This window comes from Azotobacter tropicalis (assembly GCF_059739045.1).
The window spans coordinates 1,031,553-1,052,427 of the sequence record NZ_AP046059.1 but is presented as its reverse complement, the minus strand read 5'-3'; the positions used below and the strand labels follow the sequence as shown (position 1 = coordinate 1,052,427).

18 protein-coding genes and 1 pseudogene are annotated in these 20,875 nt (G+C 65.9%); 6 read left to right on the top strand and 13 right to left on the bottom strand.

The features are described from left to right. Positions 1-247 precede the first annotated feature (247 nt). From Atro_RS04765 to Atro_RS04755, 3 genes are all read left to right on the top strand, one after another. On the top strand, positions 248-634 hold the full coding sequence (locus Atro_RS04765) for a hypothetical protein (protein ID WP_497926661.1): 387 nt from the start codon (positions 248-250) through the stop codon (positions 632-634). Between the two features lie 551 nt (positions 635-1,185). After that, positions 1,186-2,070 (top strand): PhnD/SsuA/transferrin family substrate-binding protein, encoded by an 885-nt coding sequence (locus Atro_RS04760; protein ID WP_497926660.1) that lies wholly within the window; start codon positions 1,186-1,188, stop codon positions 2,068-2,070. Between the two features lie 766 nt (positions 2,071-2,836). After that, complete coding sequence (locus tag Atro_RS04755) at positions 2,837-3,757, top strand: bestrophin family protein (RefSeq protein WP_497926659.1); 921 nt, start codon at positions 2,837-2,839, stop codon at positions 3,755-3,757. 128 nt (positions 3,758-3,885) lie between these two features. On the opposite strand, the gene Atro_RS04750 is transcribed toward Atro_RS04755, so the two are convergent. From Atro_RS04750 to oscA, 5 genes are all read right to left on the bottom strand, one after another. Then, positions 3,886-4,857 carry a sulfate/molybdate ABC transporter ATP-binding protein gene (locus tag Atro_RS04750; RefSeq protein WP_497926658.1) on the bottom strand — a complete coding sequence of 324 codons (972 nt, stop codon included), beginning with the start codon at positions 4,855-4,857 and terminating at the stop codon, positions 3,886-3,888. Between the two features lie 3 nt (positions 4,858-4,860). Beyond that, complete coding sequence (gene cysW / locus Atro_RS04745) at positions 4,861-5,733, bottom strand: sulfate ABC transporter permease subunit CysW (protein ID WP_497926657.1); 873 nt, start codon at positions 5,731-5,733, stop codon at positions 4,861-4,863. A 10-nt stretch (positions 5,734-5,743) separates the two neighbouring features. Beyond that, positions 5,744-6,562 carry a sulfate ABC transporter permease subunit CysT gene (gene cysT, locus Atro_RS04740; RefSeq protein ID WP_497926656.1) on the bottom strand — a complete coding sequence of 273 codons (819 nt, stop codon included), beginning with the start codon at positions 6,560-6,562 and terminating at the stop codon, positions 5,744-5,746. An 86-nt stretch (positions 6,563-6,648) separates the two neighbouring features. Next, a complete protein-coding gene (locus tag Atro_RS04735) occupies positions 6,649-7,647 on the bottom strand; it encodes a sulfate ABC transporter substrate-binding protein (RefSeq protein ID WP_497926655.1) in 999 nt (332 codons plus the stop codon). Between the two features lie 187 nt (positions 7,648-7,834). Beyond that, positions 7,835-8,020 carry a sulfur starvation response protein OscA gene (gene oscA / locus Atro_RS04730; protein ID WP_497926654.1) on the bottom strand — a complete coding sequence of 62 codons (186 nt, stop codon included), beginning with the start codon at positions 8,018-8,020 and terminating at the stop codon, positions 7,835-7,837. A gap of 243 nt (positions 8,021-8,263) precedes the next feature. Between oscA and Atro_RS04725 the strand changes: the two genes are divergently transcribed. Together Atro_RS04725 and Atro_RS04720 are read left to right on the top strand one after the other, a co-directional pair. After that, positions 8,264-8,845: an RBBP9/YdeN family alpha/beta hydrolase gene (locus Atro_RS04725; RefSeq protein ID WP_497926653.1), complete on the top strand. Its 582-nt coding sequence runs from the start codon at positions 8,264-8,266 to the stop codon at positions 8,843-8,845. Positions 8,846-8,960: 115 nt separating this feature from the next. Then, positions 8,961-9,878, top strand: coding sequence for a sigma 54-interacting transcriptional regulator (locus Atro_RS04720; RefSeq protein ID WP_497926652.1), 918 nt, complete (start codon positions 8,961-8,963; stop codon positions 9,876-9,878). Between the two features lie 42 nt (positions 9,879-9,920). Here the strand turns inward: Atro_RS04720 and Atro_RS04715 are convergent, their stop codons facing one another. Then, entirely contained in the window at positions 9,921-10,895 is a 975-nt protein-coding gene (locus tag Atro_RS04715) for an aliphatic sulfonate ABC transporter substrate-binding protein (RefSeq protein ID WP_497926651.1), read from the bottom strand. A 517-nt stretch (positions 10,896-11,412) separates the two neighbouring features. Between Atro_RS04715 and Atro_RS04710 the strand changes: the two genes are divergently transcribed. After that, a complete protein-coding gene (locus Atro_RS04710) occupies positions 11,413-12,750 on the top strand; it encodes an OprD family porin (RefSeq protein ID WP_497926650.1) in 1,338 nt (445 codons plus the stop codon). Between the two features lie 127 nt (positions 12,751-12,877). Here the strand turns inward: Atro_RS04710 and Atro_RS04705 are convergent, their stop codons facing one another. From Atro_RS04705 to Atro_RS04675, 7 genes and pseudogenes are all read right to left on the bottom strand, one after another. Beyond that, the gene (locus tag Atro_RS04705; RefSeq protein WP_497926649.1) at positions 12,878-13,825 is read right to left on the bottom strand and encodes an aliphatic sulfonate ABC transporter substrate-binding protein; all 948 of its coding nucleotides are present in this window, start codon (positions 13,823-13,825) and stop codon (positions 12,878-12,880) included. A 114-nt stretch (positions 13,826-13,939) separates the two neighbouring features. Then, entirely contained in the window at positions 13,940-14,590 is a 651-nt protein-coding gene (locus Atro_RS04700; protein WP_497926648.1) for a methionine ABC transporter permease, read from the bottom strand. Then, positions 14,574-15,719, bottom strand: coding sequence for a methionine ABC transporter ATP-binding protein (locus Atro_RS04695; protein WP_497927607.1), 1,146 nt, complete (start codon positions 15,717-15,719; stop codon positions 14,574-14,576). The genes Atro_RS04700 and Atro_RS04695 overlap by 17 nt, the downstream gene beginning before the upstream one ends. A 2-nt stretch (positions 15,720-15,721) precedes the next feature. Beyond that, positions 15,722-16,540: a MetQ/NlpA family ABC transporter substrate-binding protein gene (locus Atro_RS04690; RefSeq protein ID WP_497926647.1), complete on the bottom strand. Its 819-nt coding sequence runs from the start codon at positions 16,538-16,540 to the stop codon at positions 15,722-15,724. 33 nt (positions 16,541-16,573) lie between these two features. Then, positions 16,574-17,965, bottom strand: coding sequence for an LLM class flavin-dependent oxidoreductase (locus Atro_RS04685; protein WP_497926646.1), 1,392 nt, complete (start codon positions 17,963-17,965; stop codon positions 16,574-16,576). A 7-nt stretch (positions 17,966-17,972) separates the two neighbouring features. Then, positions 17,973-19,172: pseudogene (locus Atro_RS04680) on the bottom strand (SfnB family sulfur acquisition oxidoreductase); the annotation flags it as partial. Between the two features lie 7 nt (positions 19,173-19,179). After that, the gene (locus tag Atro_RS04675) at positions 19,180-20,454 is read right to left on the bottom strand and encodes an SfnB family sulfur acquisition oxidoreductase (RefSeq protein WP_497926645.1); all 1,275 of its coding nucleotides are present in this window, start codon (positions 20,452-20,454) and stop codon (positions 19,180-19,182) included. Positions 20,455-20,875 lie beyond the last annotated feature (421 nt).

The following is a 20,875-nucleotide window of genomic DNA, read 5'->3' as shown; positions in this document are numbered from 1 at the left end:
CAGTCTGTTCTATTTCTCCTTATTAATCAGTTGATTGGCAGCCTTCTGCACAGGATGCAGCTGGAGGCGTTGTCTGGCCGGTAATCAGGAAGGCCCCCTCCTTAAGCATAAGGAGTCAATTGTTTTATTGATCTATGTCAATCGAAACGGTAGTTTTTGCACCAAGGGAAGCGAAACGGCGCAGACAGCGCTCCAGTAACAGGAATCGACTAGCAACGACTTCAGATATCGTCCTCGGGGAACCGCCATGAAAAAATTCGGCATTCTGGCTCTGACCATCGGCATGCTCACCGTCAGCAATGCTTATGCCGCTGAAATCGTCAGCGAAGTAGGCGACGAGACCTCCGGGCAGGCTACGGGCGGCATGACTGGCATGATGGCCGGTTCCGTGGGCGGTCCGATCGGGGCTGTGGTCGGTGCAGGTCTTGGCGCACTGTTTGGTGGTGCCGGTCAGAAGGCAGTCGGCGGTAGCGACCGCGCCTATGTTGTGCGCACCGACAGCGGCGAACTGAAGACGTATCGCTCGCCGAACTACGTCTTCACTCCTGGTGACAGGGTCGTGATCTACGGCAACCGCCCGCGCCCGCTTGGCTGGACCCCCGAAACCGCCGAGTCCTTTCCCTATAACGGTTGATGACGTCGGCCTGAGGAGTGGACAACGCTTGGGATGTCTGGCTGGCACTCTGGTAGTTCAGAGTCTGCGCGTGACTGCATGAGGATGAAGTTCGGCAGCCCGCTTCAAGCGGGTTGATTGCAGCGACTCGCTGGGCTTATCGAGTCCATTTCAGGCAACTGCTGTGTTGTCCGAACATATCGAGGCTTCTGCTGTTTTTTCCTCTAAAGCCGAGTCCCTCGCACACAACTTTTATTCTTCGACCCAAGGCCGAGTGCAGCGCACTGAACGGTGTGTCATTGTCAATTGCCATCAAAGCTTGGACGTAACGTCGTTGGTTCCTGTGAGCCAGCGTCTGTATGATTTCGTGTGAGTCGAACGACTCTCCCAGCGATATCACCACAGCGGTGATTGCTGCATCCCACTCTTCCATTTCTCTTTCCTGTCATGGGTAACACGTTTTCGAGCCCGCGCCTTTTTCGTCGGGGTACTTCAGCTTGCCGAACAGGCCCTGATTAGGGCGCATGTCATAATTGTGGTTTTGTATTGCTCACGGCTGGGAGTTCAAGTCGATGGAGTTCTTGAAAAGAATCGGATTGGCCGCCGCGTTGTTCGCGTGCCTGATTCCAACTGCATGGGCGGAAAGCATCACGCTGGCGGTTACCGATGTAGGGGGCATGAAGAAATTGCAGGGAGCATTCGGTGCGTTCAAGGAGGCGTTGTCGAAGGCGATCGGGCAGGAGATCGAATTCCTGCCGGTGGAAACCCATACGATGGCGCTGGAAGCCCTGCGTGCCAAGAAAGTCGATTTTGTGCTCACCGGACCGGCCGAATATGTGGTGATCCACAAGCAAACCAAGGCCCGCATTGTCGTAGGACTTTCGCGTCCCGATTACTTCGCGACTATCGTAACGCTCACCAACAGCTCTTATCATAGCGTTCAGGACCTGAAGGGCAGCAAGGTCGGCTTGGGCGACGCAGGTTCCACCTCCAAGCACCTGGGACCGCTCCAGGCCTTGGCCGATGCCGGTCTGGATCCGCTGAAGGACACCAAGATCGTCAACCTCGATACACGGGCACTCTGGGACGCATTGAAGCGAAGGGAAGTCTCCGCTATTGGCATGAACAACGCCAATTTCATCACCGCGCGCAAGTTGGAAAAGAAAATGGGTGGTTTGCAGCCCGACGCCTTCCGCGTGATTGCCCGCGGGCCCATTTTGCCGAGCGACGTGCTGGTGGCGGGAGCACACGTGGATGGCAAGGAGGTCGAGAAGGTCCGTAATGCCATCTCGGCGCATTCCGATGAATTTATCGCCGCCATTCTCAGTGGTCGTGGCAATAAGAAATACCGTGGCATGCGTTTCATCACCCGCCTCGATGACAGCGACTATAATTACGTGCGCTCCATGTATGTCACAGCGGGTTATCCTGATTACGACAAGTTCATCGGCGAATGAAGTTAGGTCGACTCACGTGGGCTGGTAGAGGCTGCTATCTATGGTGCCCAAACTTATTAGCTGAGTATATGAATAAGTTCATTATGGCCAGAATAAGTACCGCTTACGTAATGACACTCATTGTTTCTGTCTCGTTATGTTTGCACTATTATTTTCTCATCCAGTGTTCACTATTCGAGTGAGGTGGCGAGCATGGCTGTTTAGTGAACAGAGCAAGCGAGATAGCTCGTCTATCTAGGGGAATGTTTCGATTTTTTACGGTTTTGTTATTCGGCTTTTGATGAAGATCGCTCAGCCGTCCCGTTTGATGATGTCATCGGATGGCCTCGTATCCTGTCATTCCCGGACATCTTTCAGTCGCGTCTTGAACTACCGGTTCCGCAGAGTCAAAAATTGTTTAAAGATGTGTCTATTGAGAAAGAATGACCCCAGCTTTTTGTAGTATCGATCAATGTGGGCTTGGCCTGAAGGGAGCTCTATAGTATCGAAAAGCTCTCGATAATCTTGTAGTTAGTGGGTTTCGAAAGGTTTTCAGATGAGGGGTGTCGAGATCGAAGCAATCAAAAGGAGTTGCCCGCTTACCGATTGGCAAAGGCTTGACTCGCGAGTTGTTTCATAGGTTGCGGATACTGTCCTTGACGTGCATCAGTCGGTTAATCATTAATAGCTCCACTCATCGGATAACCCGAGACTCATGGGGTTGCCGTGATATCGAACAACCGTTCGATGGTCGAATCCCCGTTACTCCTTTAATCGAGATGCGCCCGTGTCGAACGCCTTTAGCCGAAAAAGCCAATACCTGATCAAAACTCTCACCTATGTTGGCTGGTCGCTGTTCTGGCTGTTGCTCTGGGATATCTTCATCACTGTGGATTACATGCTCCTGCTGAGTCCGCGTATGGATCTTCCTTCCATGCCGCTGACGCTGCTCGGTTCTGCATTGGTGGTATTGACCAGTTTCCGCAATTCCAGCGCCTATAACCGCTGGTGGGAGGCGCGGACCCTGTGGGGCACCATGACCAACAACTCGCGCAGCTTCGCGCGCCAGGTGCTCACCCTGATCGACGACGCCTACGGCATGAACCCGGTCAAGGCCGTGCTGCTGCGCCGCCATGTGGCCTATGTGAAGGCGCTGTCGGCGCACCTCAAGGGCGCACCCTGCGGCGAGGAGGTCCAGGCGTTGATTCCGCCGGAGGAGTTCGACCGCCGGCATCACACCAACAATTTCCCCAACGACATCCTCAACGGCTCGGCGGCCCTGCTGGCCAAGGAATACAAGGCCGGTCGCCTCGACAGCATGCGTCTGTCCCGCCTGGAGTCCACCATGGTGGTGCTGTCCGACTGCCAGGGCGGCATGGAGCGGATCGCCAACACGCCGCTGCCGTATCCCTACGTGTACTTCCCGCGGCTGTTCATCACCCTGTTCTGCCTGATCATGCCGATCGGCCTGGTGGAAACCCTGGGCTGGTACACGCCGCTGGTGTCAACGGTGGCGGGCTTCATGCTGCTGGCCATCGAGCGGGTCGGCACCGATCTGCAGAGCCCCTTCCGCAACAGCGAGCACCGCATCCAGACCGAAGCCCTGTGCCAGAACATCGAGCGCAATCTGGAGTCGATGCTGCGCGATGCCACTGCGGAGCGCTCGCCCGAACTGGTGCCGGTGGGCGGCGAGATGAAGCGCCTCTGACAGCCGCCCAAGCAGGGCAGTTCGCTGCGGCCTGAAAAACAACGGGCGGGGTTTACCCCGCCCGTCGTGTTTCCAGCGTCCGGAGAGAGCCCGCCCGGCCCGCATGTTCTCGGGCCGGACGGGACGCTTCAGGCGCTCGCCTTGGGCTTGATGAACAGTCGCTCCCCGCGCGTCAGGCCGACCAGGCTGTCGTGATCCTTGACCACTTCCGCCTCGACCAGCTCGTTCTGGCCGTCGACCTTGAGGGTCACCCGGGTGATGGCGCCGAGCGGGCGGATGTCGCGCACTTCGGCGCCGTGGTACTCGGCCACCGCCTCGCGGGACAGCAACACCTCGTGGGGGCGGAACAGAATATGTTCCTCGCCTAGATGCAGGCGGTTGGAGTCGCCGAGGAAATGGTAGACGAAGTCGCTGGCCGGCTGCTCGTAGACCTCGCCCGGCGCACCGACCTGCTCGATCACCCCCTTGTTCATCACCACGATGCGGTCGGCCACCTCCATGGCCTCTTCCTGGTCGTGGGTGACGAACACCGAAGTCAGGTTGATCTCCTCGTGCAGGCGTGCCAGCCAGCGGCGCAGCTCCTTGCGTACCTTGGCATCCAGTGCGCCGAAGGGTTCGTCGAGCAGCAGGATCTTCGGCTCCACCGCCAGCGCGCGGGCCAGGGCGATGCGCTGGCGCTGGCCGCCGGAGAGCTGTTCGGGATAGCGGTCGGCGAGCCAGTCGAGCTGCACCATGGCAAGCAGCTCGTGGACCTTCCCGGCGATGACCTGCTCGCTCGGCCGCTCGCGCTTGGGTTTCATGCGCAGGCCGAAGGCGACGTTGTCGAACACTGTCATGTGGCGGAACAGCGCGTAATGCTGGAACACGAAGCCGACGTTGCGGTCGCGCACGTCGTGGCCGGAAACGTCCTCGCCGTGGAAGGCGATGCTGCCGCTGTCCGGGGTCTCCAGGCCGGCGATGATCCGCAGCAGGGTGGTCTTGCCGCAGCCGGAGGGGCCGAGCAGGGCGACCAGCTCGCCGCTGTGGATGTCCAGATTGATGTCGTTGAGGGCCTGGAAGGCGCCGAAGCGTTTGCTGACGTTGCGGATTTCGATGGACATGGCTTACTCCTCGGCAGCATTGGACTTGAGGCGGGACAGACGGGCTTCGCTCCACTGCTTGAGCAGCAGGATGATCAGCGCCAGGACCAGCAGCAGGCTGGCGACGCTGAAAGCGGCGACGTGGTTGTACTCGTTGTAGAGAATCTCGACGTGCAGCGGCAGGGTGTTGGTGAAGCCGCGGATGTGTCCGGAAACCACCGACACCGCGCCGAATTCGCCCATGGCGCGGGCGGTGCAGAGCACCACGCCGTAGATCAGGCCCCACTTGATGTTGGGCAGGGTGACGTGCCAGAACATCTGCCAGCCGTTGGCGCCGAGTAGGCGCGCGGCTTCCTCCTCCTGGGTGCCCTGTTCCTGCATCAGCGGGATCAGCTCGCGGGCGACGAAGGGCAGGGTGACGAAGATGGTCGCCAGGACGATGCCGGGCAGGGCGAAGATGATCTGAATGTCGCGCTCGCTCAGCCATTCGCCGAACAGGCCCTGGGCGCCGAACAGCAGCACGTAGATCAGGCCGGCGATCACCGGCGAGACCGAGAACGGCAGGTCGATCAGGGTCACCAGCAGGGTCTTGCCGGGAAACTCGTATTTGCTCACGCACCAGGCGGCGGCCAGGCCGAACACCAGGTTGAGCGGCACCGAGATGCCCACGGCGATCAGGGTCAGCTTGAGGGCCGAGAGGGCGTCGGGTTCCAGCAGTGCGTCGAAGAAGGTCCCGAAGCCGAGCTTCAGCGCCTCGCTCAGCACCACGTAGAGCGGTAGCAAAAGGAACACGGCGAACGCCAGCCAAGCGGTGGCGATCAGCAGGCGGCGGCCGAGTGCGTTGCCGCGGCGGGCGGCGTTGGCGAGGGCGGCCGCGCTCGAGGTTGTGGATGTCATGGCGGCCTCCTTACGGCGTGGCGATGCGCCGCTGCAGCAGGTTGAGCGGCAGCAGCAGGGCGAAGGACACGACCAGCATCAGCACGCCGATGGAGGTGGCGCCGGTGTAATCGTACTGGTCCAGCTTGACCATGATCAGCAGCGGCAGGATCTCGGTCTTGCCCGGCATGTTGCCGGCGATGAAGATCACCGAGCCGTACTCGCCGATGCCGCGGGCGAAGGCCAGCGCGAAGCCGGTCAGCCAGGCCGGCAGCAACGCCGGCAGCAGCACGTGGCGGAAGGTCTGCCAGGGGCTGGCGCCGAGGCAGGCGGCGGCCTCCTCGACCTCGCGGGGAATGTCCGCCAGCACCGGCTGCAGGGTACGCACCACGAAGGGCAGGGTGACGAAGGTCAGCGCCAGGGCGATGCCCAGCGGGGTGTAGGCGATCTTCAGGCCCAGCTCGCCGGCGAGCTGGCCGACCGCCCCGGCCGGCGCATAGAGCGCGGTCAGGGCGATGCCGGCCACCGCGGTGGGCAGAGCGAACGGCAGGTCGATCATGGCGTCGATGACCTTGCGGCCGGGGAACTGGTAGCGCACCAGCACCCAGGCCAGCAGGGTGCCGATCACGCCGTTGAGCAGCGCGGCGGCCAGTGCGGTGCCGAAGCTGAGCTTGAGCGCGGCCAGCACCCGCGGTGCGGAAACTACTTCCCAGAACTCTGCCCAGCTGAGCTGGGCGGCGTGGACGAACATGGCACCCAGGGGAATCAGCACCAACAGGCTGAGATACACCAGGGTGTAGCCCAGCGTCAGCCCGAAGCCGGGTATGACGGGGGATATGCGGCGGGACATGGACATCTCTCGAATGACGGAAAGCGGCAAGCCACAAGCGGAATCCAGGGCTTCCGGCTTGTGGCCTTGTCTGCTCGGTTAGGTGCTCAGCGCACTTTGTAGATCTGGTCGAACACTCCGCCGTCGTTGAAGAACTTCGGCTGGGCGGTTTTCCAGCCACCGAAATCCTTGTCGATGGTCACCAGCTTGAGGCTGGGAAACTGCTTGGAGAATTCGCCGGCGACCTTCTCGTTGCGCGGCCGGTAGAAGTTCTTCGCGGCGATGCGCTGACCTTCCTCGCTGTACAGGTAGTTGAGATAGGCGGTGGCCACCTCGCGGGTACCCTTCTTGTCAACGTTCTTGTCGACCACCGCCACCGGCGGCTCGGCGAGGATCGAGACCGAAGGCACGACGATTTCGAAGTTCTCGCCGCCCTGTTCCTTCAGTGCCAGGAAGGCCTCGTTCTCCCAGGCCAGCAGCACGTCGCCAATATTATTGTTGACGAAGGTGATGGTCGAGCCGCGTGCCCCGGTATCCAGCACCGGCACCTGCTTGTAGAGCTGCTCGACGTAGGCGCGGGCCTTGTCCTCGCTGCCATATTGCTTCTGCGCCCAGGCCCAGGCGGCGAGGAAGTTCCAGCGTGCGCCGCCGGAGGTCTTCGGGTTCGGGGTGATCACTTCCACGCCCGGCTTGACCAGGTCGGCCCAGTCCTTGATGCCTTTCGGGTTGCCCTTGCGCACCAGGAAGACGATGGTCGAGGTATAGGGCGTGCTGGACTGCGGCAGACGGCTCTGCCAGTCCTCGGGAATCAGCTTGCCGAGCTTGTACAGCTCGTCGATGTCGCCGGCCAGGGCCAGGGTCACCACGTCGGCCTTGAGTCCGTCGATCACCGCGCGGGCCTGCTTGCCCGAGCCGCCATGGGACTGCTGGATGGTCACGGGGTCATTGCCCTCGGCCTGCCAGTGCTTGTTGAAGGCGGCGTTGTACTCCTTGTACAGCTCGCGGGTCGGATCGTAGGACACGTTGAGCAGCAGGGTCTGCGCCTGGGCGGCGGCGCTCAGGCTCAGGCCGGCCAGAGCGGCGAGAGCGAAACGACGGATGGACATGGATACGACTCCTGAATGTATCGGGGATGCGTTCTGGTTGTGCGGGTATGGTTGGCGTTGGCGTGCGCTGGTACAGGTGGCTGGAGCCTCGTCTGTCCAGAAGGGCTGGGTGCCCGGCGTTTTTTTCTTCTTCTTCATTCATTCGCACCCTCCGGTTGTCCAGTCGGGTCGTTCGCTCTAGGGGAAATCAGGGGGTCTTGCTGGTGTGCTGGGCCTGCAGGCGGAACTTCTCCTTGCGCTCGATCTGCACCACCTGACCGTTGTGCACGGTGATCTCCACTGCGCCGAAACGCAGGTTCTTCAGGGCGCTGTGGATCTCGCGGAGGATGTTGTTTTCGTCCTGGACTTCGAGGCTTCTGAGGGGGGCGCTCATGGCTGTGCTCTCCTTGGATATAAGGTGCCGACGAGTTCCATGGCTCGGCGGCGTGGAGCGGATATTAGGGGGGAAGCGAATATTCTTAAAAATACTATTTAGTGATTTTTATATATTTTATGGTTATTTATTGCTGCTCTACTGCATAAGAAAAATAGAATAAATAAATAATTTTTTATTCTTTTTTAGCATTTAAAGGGTTGCCCTAGACTGGTCTCCGTTGCCCACACGAGGAGGCCCGCAATGCCCCGCCAGACACTTCGCTATCTGATCCTGCCCGGTTGGCACGGCTCGCCCGACGAGCACTGGCAAAGCCACTGGCAGCGCACGCTGCCGAACGCCGTGCGGGTCGAGCAGGCCGACTGGGACAATCCCGATCCGTTCAGCTGGGTCGCTACGCTGGAGCGTGCGGTCGTTGCCGAGCGCACCCCGGCGATCCTGATCGCCCACAGCCTGGGCTGCGTCACCGTGGCGCGCTGGGCCGCCCAGGCCGCGCCCGCCTCGCTGCAGCGGGTGCGCGGGGCGCTGCTGGTGGCGCCGGCGGATGTCGAGCGGCCGACCTGTCACGAGCCGCTGCGCGGTTTCGCCCCGATCGCCCGCGAGCGCCTGCCCTTTCCCAGCCAGCTGGTCGGTTCGGACAGCGACCCCACCGCCACCCCGGCCCGCGCCCTGGAACTGGCCCGCGACTGGGGCTCGCTGCCGACCATCCTGCCCGGCGCCGGCCATATCAATGTCGACTCCGGACACCGGCGCTGGGAGCAGGGCTTCGCCCATCTCTACCGCCTGCAGCAGCAGATCGAACGCCTGGAGCGGCGCTGCGTATGACGCGTCCGTGCGCCAGGAACAGCCGGCGCATGCCGGGGCGCAGCCTTATCCCACCCGACAATCGCCGATAGTCCCGGGCCTGGCCGGCCCGGAGGCCCGGTCAGGAGAGTTCCCCATGAACCGCCACCTTCCCTCCGGTCAGCCGCTGCTGACCTTCCCCGACGCCGACAAGAGCCCGCTGAGCATCCGCGCCAAGGCGATGGTGTTCGTCGACCCCCGCTCGCGCCGGCTGCGCGGCGAGGTCGAGCGCCTTGCCCCGGCCGGGCTGCCGGTGCTGATCCGCGGCGAGAGCGGCACCGGCAAGGAGCTGCTGGCCCGGCAGATCCACCGCGAAAGCGGGCGAGGCGGCCTGTTCGTCGCGGTCAACTGCGGCGCGCTCAGCCCGACCTGGGCCGAAGCCGAGCTGTTCGGCCACGCCGTCGGCGCCTATGCCGGCTCGGCCTGCAGCCGCGCCGGCTGGTTCGGCTCGGCCAGCGGCGGCACCCTCTACTTGGACGAGATCGGCGATCTGTCGCTCGGCCTGCAGGGCAAGCTGCTCACTGCCCTGGAAACCCGCGAGGTGCAGCGTGTCGGCATGCAGCAGCCGACGCCGGTGGACGTGCGCCTGGTGGCGGCCAGCAGCGTCGACCTGGCCCAGGCGGTGGCCGCCGGCAAGTTCAGCGAGCGGCTCTACCGCTACCTGGACGAGGGGCGCCTGGAACTGCCGGCGCTGCGCGAGCGGCCGGGAGATATCCTGCCGCTCGCCGAGTACTTTCTCGGCGTCTACGCCCAGCGCCTGGGCCTGGCCTTGCCGCAGCTCGGCGCGGACGCCCAGCTCGCCCTGGAGCGCCATGCCTGGCCGGGCAACACCCGCGAGCTGGAGAGCGTCATCCATTTCGCCCTGCTGGTCTGCAGCGGCGATGAGATCCTGCCGGAACACCTCAACCTGCCGAGCGGCACTGCGCCGCTGACCATCATCGAGGCGCAACTGGCCCGGCTCGACGCCGGGGAACGGGCGCAACTGCAAGCGCTGCTGACCCGGACGGGCGAGTAACCAAGGCAATCCCGGCGCAGCGGATGCGCCGGGAAAGCGGGCTCAGCGGGCGGCCGTCTGCGGCTGCCAGATGGACACCTCGCGGGCATCGACCCGCTTGGGCAGCAGCCCCTCGGCGAAGAAGGCATCGGCGATCTTCTGCTGCTCGGCCAGGCTCTCCCGCTGAACCGGGCGCACCCGGTAGCTGCGCCGGCCATTGGCCTGCTCGACGATCGCCAGGTCCAGGTTGCCCCACAGCGGCGCGAGAATCCGTGCCGCCTCCTGGGGATTGGCGCGCAGCCAGTCGCCGGCCTTGACCAGTTCGGCGAACACCACTTCCAGCACCTGCGGGTGCTCTTTGGCGAAGTGCTCGCTGGTCAGGTAGTAGCGCTGGTAGGCGGCCAGCTTCTCGCCGTCGGCCAAGGTACGGGTCGGCAACTGGCGCTGGGCGCCGCTGAGGAACGGCTCCCAGGTCACCCAGGCGTCGACCTTGCCGTTCTCGAAGGCGGCGCGGCCGTCGGCCGGGGTCAGGTAGGCCGGCTGGATGTCGGAGAACTTCAGGCCGGCCTTGGCCAACGCGGCGAGCAGCAGATAGTGGCTGCCGGCGGCCTTGGTCACCGCCACCTTCTTGCCCTTGAGATCGGCCAGCCCGCGCAGCGGCGCGTCGGCGCGCACCAGGATCGCCTGGGCGGCCGGCGACGGCGCCTCCTGGGCGAAGTAGGCGAGATGGGCGCCGGCGGCCTGGGCGAACACCGGCACGGTGTCGGCGACGTCGGCGGACAGGTCGAGGTTGCCGACGTTGAGCGCTTCGAGCAACGGCTGGCCGCTGGCGAACTCGTGCCAGCTGAGGCGGATGTCCTGGGCGGCCAGGGCTTTCTCCAGGGTACCGCGGGCCTTCAACAGGGCGATCAGGGTGGAGGACTTCTGGTAGCCGATGCGCAGCTGGGTTTCCGCCTGGGCGGGCAGGGCGGCGCACAGCCCCAGGGCGAGGCCGAGACCGAGCAGGGCGCGGCGGCTGAGGGAGACGAACGGGGGCATGACAGACCTCGTGGGTGCGGTCCCGACCACCGTGAGTGACCGGAACGACGGAACTTCGAAAGAAAAGAAATGCGGGAAGTCCGGTGGTCCGGTCGTTGCAAACTAGATTATCTAAAAACAGCCAATCAAATACTTTCAGGCAATAAGGTTATGTCCGGCTGCGCCAGCGAAGCCGTCAGGCGTCTGGCCCGCGGCTTCCCGCAGAGGTGCCAGGGATTGCCGGTCTCCCCTGGCTGCGTTCCCCTGGTGGCATTTGGCCCGTTGCAGACGGGTGGATTGCCTGCGGGTGACGTGCCGGGGGAATGGAACTGTATTTTTTGTTATAATAAAGTGAAAAATAATTCTTTTTAGGGATAAAAGATTTCCCTTAGATTGCACCCCCAGCCGACAGCGGATCACCGCACCGAGCCCGATCGTGGGGCTCTCCCTTTCACCTGCAACCTCTCCGTAGCGTTCGCCGGCCCGAGCCCCCGCCCTGCATTCCAAGAATTTCGAACAGGCATCTGGAGCATCGAGCATGAACAAGTCTTACCTGGCCCTGGCGGTCGTCCTCGGCGGGGCTGCGCAGCAAGCGGGCGCTGCCGGGTTCTTCGAGGACAGCAAGGCCACCCTGGGGCTGCGCAATTTCTACTTCAACCAGGACAACCGCGACGGCGCGGCCCCTCCATCCAAGCAGGAGGAGTGGGGCCAGGGCTTCATCCTCGACTACAAGTCCGGCTACACCCCGGGGCCGGTCGGCTTCGGCGTCGACGCCCTCGGCCTGTGGGGCGTCCGTCTCGATTCCGGCAAGGGCACCCACTACAACCCGACCAGCGCCAACAACAGCGGCCAGTTGTTCCCCACCAAGGGCGACGGCCGGGCCGTGCACGAATACGGCAGCGTGGGGCTGACCGCCAAGGTGCGCATCTCCAAGACCGAGGCGCGCCTGGGCACCTTCCTGCCCAAGCTGCCGGTGGTGACCCACAACGACGGCCGCCTGCTGCCGCAGACCTTCGAGGGCGCGCAGCTGACCAGCAACGAGATCTCCAACCTGACCCTGACCGGCGGCAAGTTCGAACGCGCCAAGGGGCGTAGTTCGACCAACAGCGGCCCGCTGTCCATCGCCGGCGCCAACAACGCGCAGACCGGCCAGTTCAGCAACCAGTTCTACTTCGCCGGCGCCGACTACAAGCTCGGCAAGAACCTCCTGCTGCAGTACTACTACGGCAACCTGGAGGACTTCTACGTGCAGCACTTCGTCGGCCTGCAGCACGACTGGAAGCTGCCGGTGGGCCTGCTGAAGACCGACCTGCGCTATTTCAACAGCGACTCCGACGGCAAGAACGCCAGCGCCTCCGGGCGCGCCGAAGGCTATCGCAGCAACGGCTACTGGTCGGCCGGCGACCGCGACCGCGGCGAGGTCGACAACCGCACCTGGAGCGCCAAGCTCACCTACCTGCTGGACGCCCACGAGCTGAGCTTCGGCGTGCAGCGGCTGTCCGGCAACAGCGATTTCCCGGTGCTCAACCAGGGCGACGGCTACACCGCCTACCTGATCACCGACAGCCAGATCAACAAGTTCCTGCGCGCCGGCGAGCGCACCTGGCGGGCCAGTTACGCCTACGACTTCGCCAAGCTCGGCGTGCCGGGCCTGAAGGCCTCGGCGGTCTACCTGCACGGCGACAACATCGACACCAACGGCAGCGACGCCAGCGAGTGGGAGCGCAACCTGCGCCTGGACTACGCCGTGCAGGGCGGCCTGTTCAAGGGCGTCGGCTTCTCCTACCGGCACGCCTCGCTGCGCAGCGACGTGGCCAGCCAGCGCAGCCTCGACGAAAACCGCTTCTACGTCACCTACAGCGTGCCGCTGCTCTGACGGCGGCGTAACCCGAATACCAAAAGGCTGGGTCATTCGACCTCTTGGCCGGCTCCGCAAGGGCCGGCCTTTTTTATTCCGGCGCTGCGGCTCCCGTCTCCCGTCGCGGAGCGGGAGCCGCAGGCTCTCACTGCCCGTCCGCCGACCAGATGCGGATATCGCGGACGTCCAGGGCCTTGGGAATGATGCCGGCATCCCGGTACAGGTCGGCGATCCGCTGCTGCTCGGCCAGCTCGTCGCGGCGTACCGGCACGACCGCGTAGCTGCGGTGGCCGTTGGCCTGCTCGACGGTTTCCGGCGGCAGGTTGCCCCACAGCGGCGCGAGGATCTCGGCGGCTTCGCGGGGATGGGCCTTGACCCACTGGCCGGTCTTGCGCAACTCGTCGAAGACGATTTCGAGCACGCGCGGATGTTGCTCGGCGAAGCGGGTGGTCGCCATATAGAAGCGGTAGTAGGCGGCGACGCCGTCGCGGCCGTCGGCCAGCACCCGCACCTTGCCGCCGCGCTCCTGGCTGGACAGGAAGGGGTCCCAGATCGACAGGGCGTCGACCGTGCCGTTGACGAAGGCCGCCAGGGCATCCGGTCCGTCCAGGTAGTGCGGCCGGATGTCGCCGATGCCGAGGCCGGCCTTCTGGAGCGCCGAGAGCAGCAGGTAGTGGCTGCCCGAGCCCTTGGTCACCGCCACCTTGCGCCCCTTGAGGTCGGCGACGCTCTGGATCGGCGAGTCCCTGGCGACCAGGATCGCCTGGGCCGACGGCGAACTGTCTTCCTTGGCGTAGTAAGTCAGCGGCGCATCGGCTGCCTGGGTGAACAGCGCGAAGGCGTCAGCCACGTCGGCGTGCAGGTCGACGCTGCCGGCGTTCAGCGCGCTGAGCAGCCCGGCGGAGAACTCGTGCCACTCGATATCGAAGCCCAGGGGCTTCAGGCGCTCTTCGAGCACGCCGTTTCGTTTCAGCAGGATCAGCAGCGTCGAGGAGCGCTGGTAGCTGATGTCCAGGGTTTCGGCCTGGGCGGCGCCCAGGCAGAAGCCGGCGGCCAGCAGCAGGCCGCAGAGATGACGCGGGATGGTTTTCATACGGGGGTCTCGTCTGTCGAGCGGCGGCGGACGCCGCGAGGCGGGGCGACCCGGTTCGGACGAGCCGGGCGCGGCCCAGGGGGATTGCGGTGAGGCTTGCCGGAGCGGCGCTGGCTAGCGCCGGTTCAGTCCTTTCGCCAGGCGGTCGCCGCCGTACTGCAGCAGGCAGACCAGGGCGACCAGCACGACGATCACGGTGAGCATGGTCTGGCTGTCGAAGCGCTGGTAGCCGTAGCGGTAGGCCAGATCGCCCAGGCCGCCGGCGCCGATCGCGCCGGCCATCGCCGAGGCGTTGATCAGCGTCACCAGGGTGATGGTGAAGCCGCCGACCAGCCCCGGACGGGCTTCGGCCAGCAGCACGTGCCAGACGATGTGCCGGCGCCGGCAGCCCATCGCCTGGGCGGCCTCGATCAGCCCGGGATCGACCTCGCGCAGGCTGACCTCGGCGATCCGCGCGAAGAACGGCGTGGCGGCGATGGTCAAGGGCACCACCGCGGCCCAGACGCCGTAGCTGGTGCCGACCAAGAGGCGGGTGAAGGGGATCAGCGCGACCATCAGGATCAGGAAGGGCACCGAGCGGAACAGGTTGACCAGCCAGCCGACTACCCGGTTCAGATGCGGCGCCTCGAACAGGCCGCCGCGCGAGGTGGTCACCAGCAGCACCGCCAGCGGGATGCCCAGCAGCAGGGCGAGCAGGGCGGAGGCCCCGACCATCAGCAGGGTGTCGAGCAGGGCCTGCCAGAGGCGATCAAGCAGCGGCGACATAACCCAGCACCTCCACGCCATCGGCCAGTTCCAGCGCCTGCCGGCGCAATGCTTCCGCGGCCAGCGGCGAATCCGTCACGGCCAGCAGCAGATGCCCCAGGGTGCGGCCCTGGATGCGTTCGACGCCGCCCTGCAGAAGGGTCACCCGGCCGCCGAAACGCATGCCGAAACCGGCCAGATCCGGCTCGTGTTCGCTCGCCCCGGTGTAGCGCAGCTCCATGAGCAGGCGGTCGTTGGGTTGCCGGCGGCCGTCCTGCAGCTGCGCCAGCAGGTCCTCGGGCAGTTTCTGCTGCAGCGGCGCCAACAGCGTGCGGGTGGCCGGATGGCGGGGTGCGCCGAACACCTGCCAGACCGGCCCCTGTTCCACCAGCTCGCCGCGTTCCAGCACCGCCACGCGGTCGCAGATCTCGCGGATCACCTCCATCTCGTGGGTGATGAGTACGACGGTCAGCCGCAGCCGCCGGTTGATCTCGCGCAGCAGGGCGAGGATCGACTGGGTGGTTTCCGGATCGAGCGCCGAGGTGGCCTCGTCGCAGAGCAGGATCTCCGGATCGTGGACCAGCGCGCGGGCGATGCCCACGCGCTGCTTCTGGCCGCCGGAGAGCTGCGCCGGGTAGGCGTCGCGCTTGCCCTCCAGGCCGACCAGGCGCAGCACCTCCTCGACCTTGCGCTGGCGCCGCTCGCGCGGCACTCCGGCGACCCGCAGCGGCAGCTCGACGTTCTCGCCGACGGTCTTCGCGGCCAGCAGGTTGAAGTGCTGGAAGATCATCCCGATGCGCCGGCGCAGGGCGACCAGGCGGTCCGTGTCGTAGCCGGCGATGTCCTCGCCGTCGATCAACACGCGGCCCTCGCTGGGCTGCTCCAGACGGTTGATGGTGCGCAGCAGGGACGACTTGCCGGCGCCGCTGCGGCCGATGATGCCGAAGATCTCGCCGCGGCGGACCGTCAGGTCGATGCCCTGCAGGGCGCGCACCTGGCCCTGGGCGCCGTCGTAGTGCTTGCCGAGGCCGGCGAAGCGCAGGTGGCCGTGCAGCGCATCGCTGCCGCGTGCGGCAGGGGCGGCGGCTTCGGCGCCCTGGCCGGGCGAGTCGTCGTCGAAGTAGCGGTATTCCGAGGTCAGGCTGCTCATGCTCATTTCTCCCAGCCGGGCACGTAGAGGCCGCTGAGGGCCTTGTCGAGGGCGGCGCGCACCGCGGTCGAATGCTGGTAGATGTCGATGAAGCGGCGCAGGCGCGGGTCGTCCTTGCCCTGCGGGCGGGTGACGAACTGGATCACGTATTCCGGGTGGTCCAGGCCGTCGAACAGCAGCGCCGAATGCGGATCGACGGCGTTGGACAGGCGGATGTAGAGGGGATAGCCCTGGGCCAGGTCGACGTCGTCCAGGGCGCGCACCAGCTGCACCGCCTCCAGTTCGATGATCTTCAGGTTCTTCGGGTTGGCGGTGATGTCGGCCAGGGTGGCCTTGTAGCCGACGCCCGGCTTGAGGCTGATCAGCTTGGCCTTCTCCAGCAGTTGCAGGCCGCGCCCGCCGTTGACCGGGTCGTTGGCGATGGCGACCTTGGCGCCCTCGGGCAGCTCGGCGAAGCTTTTGTACTTCTTCGAATAGAGGCCGACGTTGTTCAGCACGCCGGGCGCCACCGGCACCAGGTCGTAGCCGCCTTCCTTCTTGGCGTTCTCCAGGAAGGGGATGTGCTGGAAGTAGTTGGCGTCTATGTCGCCGTGGGCCAGGGTGGTGTTCGGCGAGATCCAGTCGCTGAACTCGACCAGATCGACCTTGAGGCCTTCCTTGGCGGCTTCGGCGGCGGCCACTTCCAGCGGCGGGGCGAAGGCCGCGGTGGTGCCGATCTTCAGGGCGTCGCTGGCGGCCAGGGTCAGGCCGGAGAAGCCGAGCAGGGCGGCGCCGGCGAAGGTCTTGAGCCAGCGGCGACGGGAGAGGGAGGGGAACGACATGAAGGGTTTCCTTGTGCTGGATGGGATGTGGATTCAGGCGCGCAGGGCGCGTTCGGCGGCGCGCGCCAGGTCGCGCCAGGCCGCGCCGGGGTGGCTGGCGGGCAGGCGCGGACCGGCGGCGAAGAGCTTTTCCCGCAGGCTGCCGGCGGCGTAGGCGGTCTTGTACAGGCCGCGGCTCTGCAGCTCGGGCACCACCAGGTCGATGAAGTCGGCGTAGCTTTCCGGGGTCACCGTGCGGGTCAGGTTGAAGCCGTCCAGGTCGGTCTGCTCGATCCAGTTGGCCAGGGCGTCGGCGACCTGCTGCGGCGAGCCGACGATCGTCGGGTAGCGGCCGCCCAGGGCGTGCTGCTCCAGCAGCTTGCGCTTGGTCCAGCCGCTGCCGGCGGCGGTGAAGGTCTTGGCCACCGATTCGATGGCGTTGGTCTTCTGGTAGCGGATCGGCTCGTCGAGGCCGTAGGCGGCCAGGTCGATGCCGATCGAGCTGGACAGGTGCGCCAGGCCCGCCTCGGGGCTGGCATAGCGCAGGTATTCTGCGTGCTTGTCGCGGGCCTCGGCCTCGCTCGGCGCGACGATCACGGTGAGGCCCATGAACAGCTTGACGGCCTCCGCCGGGCGGCCGGCGGCGACGGCCTCGGCGCGGACCTGGCGCACCTGTTCGGCGACGCCCTGCGGGTTCTGCCCGGTGATGAACACGCCCTCGGCGTGGCGCCCGGCGAAGCGCCGGCCGCGCTCCGAGGTGCCGGCCTGGAACAGCAGCGGGGTGCGCTGCGGCGAGGGCGAGCACAGGTGGTAGCCCTCGACCCGGTAGAACTCGCCGTGGTGCTCGACCTTGTGCACCCGTGCCGGGTCGGCATAGCGGCGGCCGGCGCGGTCCTCGAGCACGGCGCCATCCTCCCAGCTGCCTTCGAAGAGCTTGTAGAGCACTTCCAGGTACTCGTCGGCCTGGTCGTAGCGGCGGTCGTGTTCCACCTGATGTTCCAGGCCCAGGGCGCGGGCGGCGCTTTCCAGGTAGCCGGTGACGATGTTCCAGCCGACCCGCCCGCGGCTCAGGTGGTCGAGGGTCGACAGGCGCCGGGCGAGCAGGTAGGGCGGCTCGTAGCTGAGGCTGGCGGTGACGCCGAAGCCCAGGTGGCGGGTCGCCCCGGCCATCGCCGAAACCAGCATCAGCGGGTCGTGGACCGGCAGCTGGATGGCCTCGCGCAGGGTCAGGTCGACCGACTGGCGGTAGACGTCGTAGACCCCGGCGATGTCGGCGATGAACAGCCCGTCGAACAGCCCGCGCTCGAGCAGCCGGGCCAGCTCGGTCCAGTACTCCAGAGTGTTGAACTCGGTCGAGCGGTCGCGCGGGTGGGTCCACAGGCCGTGGTTGATGTGCCCCACGCAGTTCATGTTGAAGGCGTTGAGCAGGATCTGCTTGCGGCTCATCAGATGGTCCCCGGCGCGGCGGCAGGGCGTCGTTCAGGTAGTAGTTGCCCACCGCGTGGTACTTCCAGCGCACCGGGTCGTGTAGGGTGTGGGTGCGCGCGTTGCGCCAGTGGCGGTCGAGGTTGTACTCGGCCAGGCTGGCGCGGCTGCCGCCCAGTTCGAGCAGGCGGTTGGCGGCGTCCAGGGCAACCTCGGTGGTCGCCGCGCGGGCCTCGGCGACGGCGATCGAGGCCGCCGCCACGCTTTCCGCGTCCGGCGCGGCCTGGGCGCGGTCGACGAACTCGCCGGCGCGTTCGAGCAGCGCCTCGGCGCCGTGCAGGCGGCTGGTCAGGCGGCCGATGCTCTGCAGGGTCAGCGGGTCGTCGGCGGCGCGGTTCACTCCCGCGTCGATCCAGGGGCGGGCGCGGCGGGCGACGAAGCTCAGGGTGTCCTCGTAGGCGGCACGGGCGATGCCGGCGTCGATGGCGGCGTGCAGCAGCTGGGCCAGCGGGCCGACGGTGGTCGGCCGGGCGAAGGCGCTCTGGAAGGGCACCACGTCCTCGGCGGCGACCGGCACGCCGTCGAAGTTCACCGTGCCGCTGGCCGAGGTGCGCTGGCCGAAGCCGTCCCAGTCGTCGACGATCTCCAGCCCCGGCGCGCGGTGGTCGACGAAGGCCAGCTGCTGGACGCCGTCGTCGTCGATCGCCAGGGTCGGCACGCGCTGGGCGTAGAGCGCGCCGGTGGCGTAGAACTTGCGCCCGTGGATGCGGTAGCCGTCGCCTTCGCGGCGCAGCCGCGTGCTGCGCTCCTGGGCAGTGCGGGTGCCGATCTCGGCCAGCGCGTTGCCGAAGCGCGCGCCGGCCAGCACTTCGCCGTAGAGGCGGCGGCGCTGGTCGGGGCTGCCGTTCACCCGCAGCACCTCCAGGGCGTAGAAATGGTTCTGCGGGATGTGCCCGAGGGAGGCGTCGGCGCGGGCGATGCGCGCGATCACCTGGGCCAGGGTGACGCTGGACACCCCGGCGCCGCCGTAGGCGCGCGGCACGGTGATGCCGCCCAGGCCGGCGCGGGAGAACAGCTCCAGTTCGGCATGCGGCAGGCGCCGCTCGCGGTCGCGCAGGGAGGACTCGCGGACGAACTGGGCGGCCAGCTCGTCGGCGACCTGCAGGGCCTGGGCGTCGTTTTCGATCAGCGCGGCGTGGTTGCGCGGGAAACCTTGGTGGACGGACATGGCGACCTCAGATCCAGGAGTGGCGCGCCGGCTTGGCGCCGTTCAGGTGGTAGTTGCCGATCGCGTGGTACTTCCAGCGCGCCGGGTCGTGCAGGGTGTGGGTGCGCGCGTTGCGCCAGTGGCGGTCGAGGTTGAACTCGGCCAGGGTGGCGCGGCTGCCGGCCAGCTCCAGCAGCTTCTCGCCGGCCAGCACGGAGATTTCGGTGGTCAGCACCTTGGCTTCGGCCACGGCGATCGAGGCGCGGGCGGCGGACTCGGCATCGACCGGCGCGGCGTTGACCTGGTCGAGCACCCGGCCGGCGCGGCGCAGCAGCGCCTCGGCGGCGTGCAGGTCGATCTGCAGGCGGCCGATATCGGCGATCACGTAGGGGTCGTCGGCGGCGCGCTCGACGTTGGCGTCGATCCACGGCCGGGCGCGCTGGCGCACGAAGGCGATGGCGTCGTCCAGCGCGGCGCGGGCGATGCCGGCATCGATGGCGGCCTGGATCAGCTGCGAGGCGGCGCCCTGGATATTGGGCTTTTCCGAAAGGCGCCAGACGTCCACCAGGTTCTCGGCGGCCACCGGCACCCGGTCGAGCAGCACGCTGCCGCTGGCGGTGGTGCGCTGGCCGAAGCCCGACCAGTCGTTGAGGATGCGCAGCCCCGGTGCGCCGCGGGGAATCAGCGCCATCACCAGGCGGCCCTTGTCGTCGACGGCCTTGGCGGTGATCCAGTGGGCGAACAGCGCGCCGGTGGAATAGAACTTCTCGCCGCTCAGCCGGTAGCCGTCGCCCTCGCGGACGATCCGCGCCCGGACGTCGAGGGTGTGCCGGGTGTCGCGCTCGGGGCCGGAGTTGGCGATGCGCTCGCCGCGCAGCACGGCCTTGTAGAAGCGCTCCTTCTGCTCGCGGGTGGCGCTGCCTTCGAGCAGGCCGAGGATGCCGAACTGGTTCTGCGGGATCTGCCCGACCGAAGGATCGGCGGCGGAAACCAGGCGGAACACTTCGGCGACGGTGACGAAGGACAGGCCCGGTCCGCCGTAGGCGCGGGGAATGCCGATGCCGCCCAGGCCGCTGGCGCTGAACAGGTCGACTTCGTCCCAGGGCAGCTGGCGCAGGCGGTCGCGCTGCGCGGCGCCGGCCAGCGCCTGGCGCGCCACGGCACGGGCCGCTTCGAGGGCTTCGCCGTCGCTCTGCAGCAGGCGGGCAGGGGTGAGCGGGGGGCGGCTGTCCAGATCGCTGGATGTGGCCTCGAACTCCGGCTGCTCGGGGCGCCGGGATTGGGAAAGTAACGGACTGGTCATTGCCTTACCTCGTCGTGGGGGCGCCGCACGGGGCCCCGGAAGAGGAGGCACAGGAGATCGGCGCGGGAAAGCGATACTCCGGTGGTCCGGTACTTATATCTTGATTGAAGAAATTAAAAAAAATAAATAGCTGTTTGGAATATATAAATAGATATCCGGCAGGACGCGGGCGGCGTCTGGATCGCCGGCCCGCGGGCTTTGGCAGGGGGTGTAAGCGCGTGATGCGGGCTGGCGCCCTCGGAAATCGACAGCGCCTTGGAAATCAATAAGTTGGCTGCGGCCTGTGGGACAAGTGGCTAGCAGCCTGGCTATTGGGCAGCCAGACACACCCCCTCCTTAAGCATAAGAAGGCCATTCATTTCTTGATTCATATCAATTGAGTGGGTAATTTCTGCCTCAACGGAGACGAAAACCTGCCAAA

Excerpts from the sequence above, each read along its gene's own strand:
- Atro_RS04720 (WP_497926652.1), top strand. The coding sequence starts at position 8,961 with ATGAACCGCCACCTTCCCTCCGGTCAGCCGCTGCTGACCTTCCCCGAC.
- cysW (WP_497926657.1), bottom strand. The coding sequence starts at position 5,733 with ATGACATCCACAACCTCGAGCGCGGCCGCCCTCGCCAACGCCGCCCGC.
- Atro_RS04765 (WP_497926661.1), top strand. The coding sequence starts at position 248 with ATGAAAAAATTCGGCATTCTGGCTCTGACCATCGGCATGCTCACCGTC.
- Atro_RS04675 (WP_497926645.1), bottom strand. The coding sequence starts at position 20,454 with ATGACCAGTCCGTTACTTTCCCAATCCCGGCGCCCCGAGCAGCCGGAG.
- Atro_RS04700 (WP_497926648.1), bottom strand. The coding sequence starts at position 14,590 with ATGTCGCCGCTGCTTGATCGCCTCTGGCAGGCCCTGCTCGACACCCTG.
- Atro_RS04705 (WP_497926649.1), bottom strand. The coding sequence starts at position 13,825 with ATGAAAACCATCCCGCGTCATCTCTGCGGCCTGCTGCTGGCCGCCGGC.
- cysT (WP_497926656.1), bottom strand. The coding sequence starts at position 6,562 with ATGTCCCGCCGCATATCCCCCGTCATACCCGGCTTCGGGCTGACGCTG.
- Atro_RS04715 (WP_497926651.1), bottom strand. The coding sequence starts at position 10,895 with ATGCCCCCGTTCGTCTCCCTCAGCCGCCGCGCCCTGCTCGGTCTCGGC.
- Atro_RS04695 (WP_497927607.1), bottom strand. The coding sequence starts at position 15,719 with ATGAGCAGCCTGACCTCGGAATACCGCTACTTCGACGACGACTCGCCC.
- Atro_RS04690 (WP_497926647.1), bottom strand. The coding sequence starts at position 16,540 with ATGTCGTTCCCCTCCCTCTCCCGTCGCCGCTGGCTCAAGACCTTCGCC.
- Atro_RS04760 (WP_497926660.1), top strand. The coding sequence starts at position 1,186 with ATGGAGTTCTTGAAAAGAATCGGATTGGCCGCCGCGTTGTTCGCGTGC.
- Atro_RS04725 (WP_497926653.1), top strand. The coding sequence starts at position 8,264 with ATGCCCCGCCAGACACTTCGCTATCTGATCCTGCCCGGTTGGCACGGC.
- Atro_RS04735 (WP_497926655.1), bottom strand. The coding sequence starts at position 7,647 with ATGTCCATCCGTCGTTTCGCTCTCGCCGCTCTGGCCGGCCTGAGCCTG.
- Atro_RS04750 (WP_497926658.1), bottom strand. The coding sequence starts at position 4,857 with ATGTCCATCGAAATCCGCAACGTCAGCAAACGCTTCGGCGCCTTCCAG.
- Atro_RS04710 (WP_497926650.1), top strand. The coding sequence starts at position 11,413 with ATGAACAAGTCTTACCTGGCCCTGGCGGTCGTCCTCGGCGGGGCTGCG.
- Atro_RS04685 (WP_497926646.1), bottom strand. The coding sequence starts at position 17,965 with ATGAGCCGCAAGCAGATCCTGCTCAACGCCTTCAACATGAACTGCGTG.
- oscA (WP_497926654.1), bottom strand. The coding sequence starts at position 8,020 with ATGAGCGCCCCCCTCAGAAGCCTCGAAGTCCAGGACGAAAACAACATC.